Annotated in this window: 12 protein-coding genes; 10 read left to right on the top strand and 2 right to left on the bottom strand. The window is 38.2% G+C overall.

Features of this window, described 5'->3' with window-relative positions:
• Positions 1 to 237 precede the first annotated feature (237 nt).
• From ACFIMQ_RS01265 to virB11, 10 genes are all read left to right on the top strand, one after another.
• Positions 238 to 1,104 carry a type IV secretion system protein gene (locus ACFIMQ_RS01265; protein WP_375703226.1) on the top strand — a complete coding sequence of 289 codons (867 nt, stop codon included), beginning with the start codon at positions 238 to 240 and terminating at the stop codon, positions 1,102 to 1,104.
• Positions 1,105 to 1,312: 208 nt separating this feature from the next.
• Positions 1,313 to 2,158, top strand: a complete 846-nt coding sequence (locus tag ACFIMQ_RS01260; RefSeq protein WP_375703224.1) for a type IV secretion system protein — start codon at positions 1,313 to 1,315, stop codon at positions 2,156 to 2,158.
• A 212-nt stretch (positions 2,159 to 2,370) separates the two neighbouring features.
• Positions 2,371 to 2,514 carry a TrwH protein gene (locus ACFIMQ_RS01255; RefSeq protein ID WP_375703223.1) on the top strand — a complete coding sequence of 48 codons (144 nt, stop codon included), beginning with the start codon at positions 2,371 to 2,373 and terminating at the stop codon, positions 2,512 to 2,514.
• Positions 2,511 to 3,251: a type IV secretion system protein gene (locus ACFIMQ_RS01250; RefSeq protein ID WP_375703225.1), complete on the top strand. Its 741-nt coding sequence runs from the start codon at positions 2,511 to 2,513 to the stop codon at positions 3,249 to 3,251. Before ACFIMQ_RS01255 ends, ACFIMQ_RS01250 begins: the two co-directional genes overlap by 4 nt.
• 208 nt (positions 3,252 to 3,459) lie before the next feature.
• A complete protein-coding gene (locus ACFIMQ_RS01245) occupies positions 3,460 to 4,305 on the top strand; it encodes a type IV secretion system protein (RefSeq protein ID WP_375703224.1) in 846 nt (281 codons plus the stop codon).
• A 212-nt stretch (positions 4,306 to 4,517) separates the two neighbouring features.
• Positions 4,518 to 4,661: a TrwH protein gene (locus ACFIMQ_RS01240; RefSeq protein WP_375703223.1), complete on the top strand. Its 144-nt coding sequence runs from the start codon at positions 4,518 to 4,520 to the stop codon at positions 4,659 to 4,661.
• Entirely contained in the window at positions 4,658 to 5,356 is a 699-nt protein-coding gene (locus tag ACFIMQ_RS01235) for a virB8 family protein (RefSeq protein ID WP_375608478.1), read from the top strand. The genes ACFIMQ_RS01240 and ACFIMQ_RS01235 overlap by 4 nt, the downstream gene beginning before the upstream one ends.
• Before the next feature lie 13 nt (positions 5,357 to 5,369).
• Positions 5,370 to 6,176, top strand: a complete 807-nt coding sequence (virB9, locus tag ACFIMQ_RS01230) for a P-type conjugative transfer protein VirB9 (RefSeq protein WP_375609048.1) — start codon at positions 5,370 to 5,372, stop codon at positions 6,174 to 6,176.
• Positions 6,176 to 7,345: a type IV secretion system protein VirB10 gene (gene virB10 / locus ACFIMQ_RS01225; protein ID WP_375703289.1), complete on the top strand. Its 1,170-nt coding sequence runs from the start codon at positions 6,176 to 6,178 to the stop codon at positions 7,343 to 7,345. Before virB9 ends, virB10 begins: the two co-directional genes overlap by 1 nt.
• Complete coding sequence (virB11, locus tag ACFIMQ_RS01220) at positions 7,320 to 8,381, top strand: P-type DNA transfer ATPase VirB11 (protein WP_375615748.1); 1,062 nt, start codon at positions 7,320 to 7,322, stop codon at positions 8,379 to 8,381. Before virB10 ends, virB11 begins: the two co-directional genes overlap by 26 nt.
• Positions 8,382 to 8,995: 614 nt before the next feature.
• Here virB11 and ACFIMQ_RS01215 read toward each other — a convergent pair.
• Both ACFIMQ_RS01215 and sdhA read right to left on the bottom strand, forming a co-directional pair.
• Complete coding sequence (locus ACFIMQ_RS01215; RefSeq protein WP_375615747.1) at positions 8,996 to 9,775, bottom strand: succinate dehydrogenase iron-sulfur subunit; 780 nt, start codon at positions 9,773 to 9,775, stop codon at positions 8,996 to 8,998.
• A 14-nt stretch (positions 9,776 to 9,789) separates the two neighbouring features.
• Positions 9,790 to 11,634: a succinate dehydrogenase flavoprotein subunit gene (gene sdhA, locus ACFIMQ_RS01210; protein ID WP_375703222.1), complete on the bottom strand. Its 1,845-nt coding sequence runs from the start codon at positions 11,632 to 11,634 to the stop codon at positions 9,790 to 9,792.
• Position 11,635 lies beyond the last annotated feature (1 nt).

The raw sequence follows: 11,635 nt of genomic DNA, 5'->3' as shown, positions 1-11,635 counted from the left end.
TAAAAATATTACATTTAAACACTTATAAAAATTAATGTCATAGCAGAATTTTTTGTCACAAAAGTTAGATAATAAAAATTCAACAGCGTAAAAAAATGTTAACACTGCACAATGAGTTTTCAATGAACAAAATAATCCCCAAAATACAAACAATTAAAAATTATATAATTTGTAATCAAAAGTAAAATTATAATAAAAATATTCTAGAATATATAAAATAATCAAGAGAAAAGTAACATGAAAAAAACTACTATTTTAATAGCAATAACTGTCGCTTTAGGGATTCAAAACCCAGCAATGGCTATCATAACTCCAGGAGTCACAGATTTATCCAAACCGGGAGGAAGTTTTTGGGATACATGGGATCTATTTAAGCATGGCATAAGTAGAAATAAAATATCTGGGCTGGGCACAAATAAAAATAAAGCTCCTTCAGAAAAAAAGCGAGAGCTTCCACAAGAAGAGAAAACGCCCCCTCCTATATCATCATTTTTAGATATTTTAAATAAACAACTTGACACAACAAAAAAGCAACTTAACGAAACAATAAAAATACACCAATCCATAACAGGATCTCGTAGAGATAACATACCAAGAACTAATATAGGTATTAATTATTATTTTCAAAATCCAAAATTTATCTACGGCAAAAGTGGATTTAAAGAAAGCAGTTTTTCAGAAAATAATATAACTTCCAAAACAACTACAATGGGAGATATTATTATGAGCCAAGATCTCAGCCATCTTTCAGTTCCTGAAGCACGTCAATTTATCGAAAAGCGTAGTCAATACGCAGCGATTGTAGATAAAGCCGTAAGTTTGCAAGTTTTTGGAGAAACAGAAAGTCGTTTTAAAAAAATTGAAAATGTTTTCCATATGATAGAAGGCCCGTTGGATTTGAAAGCCGTTGTAGAATTACAATCATACATGGAAGGTACACTTTCCATTTTCGAAAATGAGGCTATAAAATTGCAAATGGTTGCGCATTTACGTAATGCAGAGCAAGCACTGATCCACCAGCAGAAATATAAACGCAACATCAAGATTTTGCATCATCAGAACAAAGGCATGCCACAGGTGAAATACGTTAGTGCTATTCAATAAGCTTTTATACGGATTATATCATAAACTTTCTTTAGATCATGGAAAAAATGAAGACATCATTCCCAATCCATCTCGATACACTAAAAAATATGTAGAAAACTTTGAACAATTTCATAGCCAAAAATGCTTTTGATAAATCGCATAAATATAAAAAACTACACATACACCCCTATTTCAAAACAATGAAAATTCGTGAAAGAAAAATACCATGAGCTTCAAAATGTTCTCACAACTGTTCAATGAAATTGATCGCGTAACAGACACATATGTCATGGATATTTCATCAAAAGCAATCGTTGCAATCACCCCCATCGCATCAATCGGTCTCACTATCAGTTTCATCATATATGGATGGCTGGTTATTCGTGGTGCAATAGATATGCCTCTCGCTGGACTTGTGAACCGTTGCTTCCGAATAAGTATTATTACTTCTATTGCACTTACTGCAGGGCTTTATCAATACGAAATCAAAGACCTTATAATGAACACACCCGATGATTTAGTAGAAGCACTTGTGGACAATCCTCAGAACAGAAGTCAATTAGCTCAGCTAATCGACAAGGTTGCTGAGAAAGGATTTGAATGTGCAAGCAAAGCTTTCGAAGAAGCTGCTTTCTTAGAAGCTGATGGGGTCCTTTATGGTCTCTTTGGCATTCTTATCTTGCTTGCAACAAGCTTCCTTACTGCCGTCGGTGGTGCACTCATCTTGTTGGCAAACATTGCAATTACACTTCTTATCGGACTCGGACCGTTCTTCATCATTTCTTTGCTTTGGCAACCAACCTATCGCTTTTTTGAGCAATGGATAGCACAAATCTTAAGCTATACAATTTTCCTTGTGTTCCTAGCAACCATGTCTAGTTTATTAATGAATATCTTTGCAAATTACGTGGCAGATTTTAAATTTGATGGCAATCAGAATGTGAGTTATGCGCTTGGTGGTGTTCTCATCTTGTCCATTATCTCCACAGTGCTGTTGTTTAAATTGTCAAGCATAGCCAATGCTTTAGCAAAAGGCGTTACATTAGGACATCTATGGAAAATTAAATCCTAAAAGAAATGATTTTTTCCTAGTTGCCACACAACCAAATGAGTGGTTAGCACCAAAATATCTGCACTAAGATTGGATTATTTTTATAAACTAAAAAATGAAATTAAGAAAAGAGGACTTACCGCAAACTATACACTTTACTTTATTATCAAAATTATAATAATGATAAAAATATTAGTCTTTTATTTATTGTAAAAAAATAGATGAGTGTTAGAATGAAATTGATTGTTTTTATAATTTTGATTACAAACCTTTTATCTGCTTGTGCGTTAGCACCAAAACTAAAGCAACCAAATGATAGGAACCGCGTACCCATTAATAAAACAATCCCTGCCGAAATCAAGCGAGGAGACAGATGAAAAGGATTCTTATTATAACAGGAATGATTATGTTCTTTGAAATGCCAAGTTTAGCTCTGGCATTTATAAGTCAAGGTGAGCGTGTTGTAAAACAAGATGCGCCTGTATCGATGAAAAGTACTTCTTCACCAAAAGGGAATCTTGAAATTATTGAGTTATTAGAAAAACAGCTTACTGAAGCAAAAGCGCAACTCCACTACATTACACAAATACACCAATCTATAACGGGCTCTAAAACGCGAAGCTCCACCGTGAAAGATGGAGATCTTCTACTTACGGAGCCACAATACATTTATGATGTGAATAAAGAAATGGAAATTGATCCGAAATTTCCTCAATTGGTTGCAGATATAAAAAAACAAGAAGAGTATTCCGCAAACTCTACCCATGAAATGCGCGCACTTATTGATTTGCGTAGTCAATATGCTTCTATCATAGATAAAGTTGTAAGTTTGCAAGTTCTTGAAGAAACAGAAAATCGTTTTTTGCAAATCGCGCAATATTTAATGGCACTTAAGGATACAAAAGATTTGAGAGCTGTTGTCGAGATACACACGCACATTAAAAGTATGCATGCCATGATTCAGAATGAAAAAACAAAATTGCAAATGGTTGCGCATTTACGTAATGCAGAGCAAGCACTGATCCACCAGCAGAAATATAAACGCAACATCAAGATTTTGCATCATCAGAACAAAGGCATGCCACAGGTGAAATACGTTAGTGCTATTCAATAAGCTTTTATACGGATTATATCATAAACTTTCTTTAGATCATGGAAAAAATGAAGACATCATTCCCAATCCATCTCGATACACTAAAAAATATGTAGAAAACTTTGAACAATTTCATAGCCAAAAATGCTTTTGATAAATCGCATAAATATAAAAAACTACACATACACCCCTATTTCAAAACAATGAAAATTCGTGAAAGAAAAATACCATGAGCTTCAAAATGTTCTCACAACTGTTCAATGAAATTGATCGCGTAACAGACACATATGTCATGGATATTTCATCAAAAGCAATCGTTGCAATCACCCCCATCGCATCAATCGGTCTCACTATCAGTTTCATCATATATGGATGGCTGGTTATTCGTGGTGCAATAGATATGCCTCTCGCTGGACTTGTGAACCGTTGCTTCCGAATAAGTATTATTACTTCTATTGCACTTACTGCAGGGCTTTATCAATACGAAATCAAAGACCTTATAATGAACACACCCGATGATTTAGTAGAAGCACTTGTGGACAATCCTCAGAACAGAAGTCAATTAGCTCAGCTAATCGACAAGGTTGCTGAGAAAGGATTTGAATGTGCAAGCAAAGCTTTCGAAGAAGCTGCTTTCTTAGAAGCTGATGGGGTCCTTTATGGTCTCTTTGGCATTCTTATCTTGCTTGCAACAAGCTTCCTTACTGCCGTCGGTGGTGCACTCATCTTGTTGGCAAACATTGCAATTACACTTCTTATCGGACTCGGACCGTTCTTCATCATTTCTTTGCTTTGGCAACCAACCTATCGCTTTTTTGAGCAATGGATAGCACAAATCTTAAGCTATACAATTTTCCTTGTGTTCCTAGCAACCATGTCTAGTTTATTAATGAATATCTTTGCAAATTACGTGGCAGATTTTAAATTTGATGGCAATCAGAATGTGAGTTATGCGCTTGGTGGTGTTCTCATCTTGTCCATTATCTCCACAGTGCTGTTGTTTAAATTGTCAAGCATAGCCAATGCTTTAGCAAAAGGCGTTACATTAGGACATCTATGGAAAATTAAATCCTAAAAGAAATGATTTTTTCCTAGTTGCCACACAACCAAATGAGTGGTTAGCACCAAAATATCTGCACTAAGATTGGATTATTTTTATAAACTAAAAAATGAAATTAAGAAAAGAGGACTTACCGCAAACTATACACTTTACTTTATTATCAAAATTATAATAATGATAAAAATATTAGTCTTTTATTTATTGTAAAAAAATAGATGAGTGTTAGAATGAAATTGATTGTTTTTATAATTTTGATTACAAACCTTTTATCTGCTTGTGCGTTAGCACCAAAACTAAAGCAACCAAATGATAGGAACCGCGTACCCATTAATAAAACAATCCCTGCCGAAATCAAGCGAGGAGACAGATGAAAACAAAACAAACAAAACCAGTGAAAGCCGAACAATTAAATAGTTATTATGAAGAAAGCCGAGGTTTAGAACGTGATCTCATAAGTGAGTTTATAAGATCGCGTAGGACGGCATGGCGTGTAGCAGGTGCTGTTGGTCTTTTTGGCTTATTTGGTATGATATGTGGAGTTGTCGGTTTTTCTCAACCAGCTCCCACCCCTTTAGTATTACGTGTTGATAATGCAACAGGTGCAGTTGATGTTATCTCGATCATGCGTGAACATGAAACCAGCTATGGTGAAGTTGTAGACAGATATTGGCTCAATCAATATGTGCTTAACCGCGAAACTTACGACTACGATACCATTCAACTGAACTATGACACAACAGCACTTTTAAGCGCAGCAGCTGTTCAACAAGAATATTTAAAAATTTATGAAGGAGAAAATGCGCGGGATAAAGTTCTGTCTAACAAAGCACGTATCACAGTTAAAGTACGATCAATCCAACCTAATGGGCTCGGTCAAGCAACTGTACGTTTTACGACCCAACAACATGACAGCACCGGTGCTGCTGGAGCAAAACAACACCAAATCGCAACAATTGGCTACACTTATGTTGGTTCACCTATGAAATCATCTGATCGATTGCTTAACCCCCTTGGTTTCCAAGTGACAAGTTATCGTTCTGATCCAGAAATACTATTGAATGATTAAGGTATTGATTGTTATGAAAAAACTTGCATTCATTGTTCTATTGTCTTCGTTTTCTTCTCTTTATACGGTGCCTGTGCAAGCACTCAAAAGCCCATCAAATTCACAATATGATCATCGTATTCGCTATATAACATATAACGAAGCTGATGTGGTTCAAATTGAAACAGTTCTTGGTGTGGCAACACATATTATTCTTGAAGAAGGTGAACAGTATATCACTCATGCCTTTGGTGATTCAGAGGCCTATGCCTTTGCGCATAAAGGGAGGCATATTTTTATTAAACCAAAGGCAGAACTTGCCAATACCAATCTCATCGTTGTAACTGACAAACGAAGTTACAAATTCCGGCTACAATTTCGCAATGACCGTGCAGGAGCAACTTATGAATTGGCTTTCCATTATCCTGATTCAAACGATGAAAAATCAGACACAAACAACCAACGCCTTGCAATTGAACGTGGTTTTCATCAAAGCGTAAAAGGTTATAATCTTAGTTACACCATGAGCGGCCACCAAGATATTGCGCCGATAAATGCTTGGGACAATGGGCGTATTACTTATTTTAAGTTTCCCGCTAACATGGACATGCCATCGATTTATGTCGTAGATGCTGAGGGGAATGAAAGCTTAATACCACGCACCGTTGTTGGCAGTTCTAATGATATTATCGCCGTTCATAAAGTCAATCCTAAATGGCTTATACGACTTGGAAAACGTGCTTTAGCTGTTTTTAATGAAGCCTATGATCCCAATGGTATACCAAATACAACTGGAACAATATCTTCGGTGGTTCATCGCGTCAATAAAGGAGGAAAATGATGTTTGGTAATGAGAAGGGAGAGGGGAAAGGTACAAGACTAGACAATGCAGAGCAACGACATGTCGAAAGCGTGTATGGAGGATCGGAACTAGGTTCTGAACGCCGTCCGACAATTCCAGGTACTCGCGCATTGTTAATGGTAGGACTTATTGTCATAATAGCGGTACCGATTGCTTTGACCTGGAAATCTTTTAAAATGCGTAACACCGTAGAAGTGGAGGAAGAGAAATCACAACAAACAGTACAGCAAATTATACCAAGCTATACCCCCCGAGTTATAGAAGAGCCAAAGTTTGTAGAAGAAGCAGATAAACCAACACAAACAGAAGACTCAACTTTGGATATTTCACCAGCCTTGAGTAAGCTTCTTCAAACAACCATTCCCTCACATCTGCTTAAAGATTCTGAAGAATTAGCACGCAAACGTATGCTCAGTTCTAGTCTTAACAACGGTGGGAGTGAAGGATCTGCAGAAACAAAAAAAGCATCGAATGATGATGGAAATAGTGGCGCATTATTCGACCGTCTCCAACCAGTTCGTTTAGGTCAATCACATGCAGCACAACTTCGTAATCGTGACTTCTTGATTACGCAAGGAACACAAATAGATTGCGCATTGGAAACAAAGATCATCACATCACAACCAGGCATGACGACATGTCATCTAACACGTGATATTTACTCCACAAGTGGTCGCGTTGTTTTGCTCGACCGTGGTTCTAAAGTTGTTGGTTTTTACCAAAGTGGCATACAACAAGGACAAACGCGTGTATTTGTGCAATGGTCACGCATTGAAACGCCTTCTGGTGTTATTGTTAATCTTGACTCACCTGGTACAGGTCCTCTTGGTGAATCAGGTATCGACGGCTGGGTTGATAGACACTTTTGGGAACGTTTTGGCAGTGCCATTATGGTGAGTATCATCGGTGATTTAGGAGAATGGGTAAGAAGCAAAATTAATAAAAATAGCAAAGAGAATAAAGAGAATTCACAAACTCAAAGTGTTCAATCTCAAAGTGCTCAGAATGCTGAATCGATAGTGACCGATGTTCTTCAAGGTTCCATCAATATTGCACCAACACTTTATAAAAACCAAGGCGAACGAGTGAACATCTTTGTTGCTCGTGATCTGGATTTCAGCGATGTCTACAGTCTCGTCACACGTTAACCCAATACAGAAAGATCAAGCCGTTTCTCAGCTTTTGCAACCGCTTGATCATTTTTTAGAAGATCCGCAGATCACTGAATTATCGATCTGCCGCCCCTGTGAAGTATGGACAAAAAGCTTTAAGGGTTGGCAGGTATATAGCGTGCCAGAGTTAACCACTGCTTTTTTGCAAACGCTTATTACGGCTATTATTGTTTATAATGGTATGGCTCCAAAAAGTATTAATTATGTGCTATTGCCTGGTGGACAACGTGGTACAATTATACAAACACCAGCTGTCATTGATGGTGCTCTTTCTTTTGTAATTCGTAAACATTCTCTTGTAGTTAAAACGTTAGAAGAACTCAAAGAAGAAGGAGCATTTGATAATTTTTCTGATGTAAGTTTTAATAAACCTTCTGAAAAAGAAGCAAATAACTTGTTATCGAAGCAGGACTTTACACGGTTGGAGCCATTTGAAGTTCGACTCTTGCAACATAAACGTGAGGGTAAAATTCTTGAATTTTTGGAAGAATGCATCCTTCACAAACGCAATATTATCATCGCAGGCAAGACAGGATCTGGGAAAACAACATTTGCCCGCTCGCTTATTGAAAAGGTTCCTGTAGAAGAGCGTATTATCACAATTGAAGATGTTCATGAGCTTTTCCTCCCCAATCATCCTAATCATGTACATATGATTTATGGTAACAATGTGGGTCGTGTTTCAGCTGAAGAATGCCTAGATGCGTGTATGCGTCAATCGCCGGACCGAATTTTTCTCGCTGAATTACGAGGCAATGAAGCATGGGAATATCTCAATTCACTAAACACGGGTCATCCTGGATCAATTACAACGACGCATGCCAACAGTGCTTTGCAGACATTTGAACGATGTGCTACCTTGATTAAAAGATCTGAAGTTGGCCGCCAACTCGAGTTAGAAATGATAAAGATCGTTCTCTACACAACAGTTGATGTAGTGTTATTCTTTAAAGATAGGCAACTTTCTGAAGTCTTTTACGACCCAATTTTTGCTAAATCAAAAATCGCTTAAGAGGGATTCTTCTCTCGATAGTATTATACAAGACAAAAAAGCCGTAACCAATTAGTTACGGCTTTTTATTTCATCCCCCTCTTCCTTTGCTTCTTCAATGCATTTTCTACACTTTTAATGAATAAAAGAAGAAAAAAATTAAGAGAAAACAACTGTACAAAAAAACCAAATCACACATGAGATTCTTTCTCAATTCTCTTAACCTTTGATCATTCTTTTTCTTTTGAAAATGTATATTTGATGTGAAAAAAATGAAGCTTAATTCGCCTATAAAAAGCTGATTGACATAGATACTTTTAATCATCGCAAATAATTATCGTCTTAAAGACAAGAGCTTATCGTTTAAAAATTCTAAGTTTTATTTTCTTCAAATGATCAATAAATATGTTTTTTAACCAAATAATCTTCAAATACAGAAAACCTAATACAAGTATACTATCATTCTGATTTAGCATGCATAAATTACATTCCATTCAAGAATAGAAAGATAGGAGCATATCGACTTCTTCCTCAAACGAGGACTCATAAACGACCCATGTGTTTTTAGAGATTTAATCTCTAAAAACACGCACAATTTTCTCCATTGCGCTTTCTTTTGATCAATCAGTCAATTTTCAAAGACGGCGTTCAACCATGAGTTTTTTAATCTCAGCAATTGCCTTAGCTGGATTTAATCCCTTTGGACAAGTTTGCGCACAATTCATAATCGTATGACAACGATAAAGGCGGAAAGGATCTTCTAAATTATCAAGACGTTCACCACACATTTCATCACGTGAATCCGCAATCCAGCGATAAGCTTGAAGCAAAACAGCAGGGCCCAAATAACGATCACCGTTCCACCAATAACTTGGACATGATGTCTGACAACACGCACACAAAATACACTCATAAAGACCATCGATTTTTTGGCGATCGGAGTAACTTTGTAACCACTCTTTTGCAGGTTCAGGAGAAACTGTTTGCAACCAAGGCTCAATGACTCTGTGTTGTGCATAAAAGCGCTTTAAATCAGGAACCAGATCTTTAACAACCGGCATGGAAGGTAAAGGATAGACCTTAATGGGATGTTTTACATCATCCATACCTTTGGTACAAGCCAATGTATTAGCTCCATCAATATTCATCGCACATGAACCACAGATACCTTCACGGCATGATCGACGAAGTGTCAAAGTTGGATCAATATGGTTTTTAATAAACAAAAGCCCATCAAGAATCATCGGACCACAAGCGGAACGATCTACGTAATAGGTATCTAAACGAGGATTTTCCTCATCATCAGGCGACCAACGATAAACGTGAAATTCTGTTAGTTTTTTAGCGCCTTTAGGTTTAGGCCAAACCTTTCCCGGTTTTACTTGAGAGTTTTTGGGAAGCTTAATTTGTACCATAATTCATTCTCCCCCTAATAAACCCGTTTTTTAGGTGCAATGCGCTTTAAATCAATCCCACCATCAGCTTCAGATGTTAACGGGTCCACATGGACAGGTCGATAGGATAACATCACCTTACCCTCTTTTGACAAATGTGAAAGCGTATGTTTACGCCAGTTTTTATCATCACGCTCTGGATAATCTTCACGCGCATGGGCACCACGGCTTTCTAAACGTGCTTCCGCCGAATAAACAGTCATGATTGCATTCGCCATGAGATTTTCAAGCTCTAATGTTTCAACCAAATCAGAATTCCATATCAGAGAACGATCTGTGACTTTGATATCAGACAATTCCTCCCAGATTTTATTCATCCGCTGACATCCTTGTTGCAAAGAATCTTCAGTACGGAAGACAGCCGCATCTTCTTGCATCGTGCGTTGCATTTTTTCACGCAATACCACTGTTGGTACTGCCCCTTTTGCAAAACGCAAACGATCAAAACGCGCTATAATTTCATCAACAGCGGCTTCATTCAGGGGTGGAATTTCTGCATTCCGATCAATAACTTCACCTGCGCGAAGAGCAGCAGCACGACCAAATACCACAAGATCAATCAATGAATTTGACCCCAAGCGATTAGCACCATGAACAGAAGCACACCCCGCTTCTCCTACTGCCATCAGCCCGGGTTGAATACGATCAGGCGCATCAGCCGTTGGATTGAGAACTTCCCCATAGTAATTTGTAGGAATCCCACCCATGTTATAATGAACTGTTGGCAAGATGGGGATAGGTTCTTTTGTTACATCCACACCTGCAAAGATCCGTGCTGATTCCGAAATCCCCGGTAAACGCTCATGCAAGATTGCAGGATCAATATGATTGAGAACCAAATGAATATGGTCCTTCTTAGGTCCCACGCCACGCCCTTCACGAATTTCAAGAGTGATACAACGCGAAACCAAATCACGTGAAGCCAAATCCTTAAAGGAAGGTGCATAGCGCTCCATAAAGCGTTCACCCTCAGAATTGATTAAATAGCCCCCCTCACCCCGAGCTCCTTCTGTAATTAAGCAACCAGAACCATAAATCCCTGTAGGATGGAATTGCACAAATTCCATATCCTGAAGTGGCAATCCAGCACGTGCGATCATTCCACCACCATCACCCGTACAGGTATGCGCCGATGTCGCGGAAAAATAAGCACGCCCATAACCACCGGTTGCAAGAACAACCATTTTGGCAGAAAAACGGTGTATTGTACCATCATCGAGATTCCATGCTACAACCCCCGTACAAACCCCATCCGTCATGATGAGATCGAGTGCAAAATATTCAATAAAAAATTGCGCGTTATGCTTTAAACTTTGTCCATAAAGCGTATGCAAAATGGCATGTCCTGTACGATCAGCTGCTGCGCAAGTACGCTGAACAGGTGGGCCTTCACCAAATTGTGTCGTATGTCCACCAAAAGGACGTTGATAAATTTTGCCTTCTTGCGTTCGCGAAAAAGGAACGCCATAATGTTCTAATTCGTAGACAGCAGCAGGTGCATTACGCACCAAATACTCCATTGCATCGGTATCACCCAACCAATCAGAACCTTTCACGGTATCATATAAATGCCACTGCCAATTATCAGGTCCCATATTTGAAAGTGATGCAGCAATACCCCCTTGTGCTGCAACCGTATGTGAACGCGTTGGAAAAACCTTCGTGATACAAGCTGTTTTTAATCCCTGCTCTGCCATACCAAGTGTTGCACGTAATCCTGCACCGCCTGCCCCAACAACAACAACATCAAATTTATGATCTACAGTGCGATAAGGGGCGTTACCTGCTTTAGCGCCCAGAGATGATCTTGTACCCGCCATA

Origin of the sequence: Bartonella sp. AD13SXNS, from assembly GCF_042196465.1 — a bacterium.
Classification (GTDB): domain Bacteria; phylum Pseudomonadota; class Alphaproteobacteria; order Rhizobiales; family Rhizobiaceae; genus Bartonella.
Note: the sequence above shows the minus strand (reverse complement) of the source record. Positions and strands in the feature narration are given on the sequence as shown.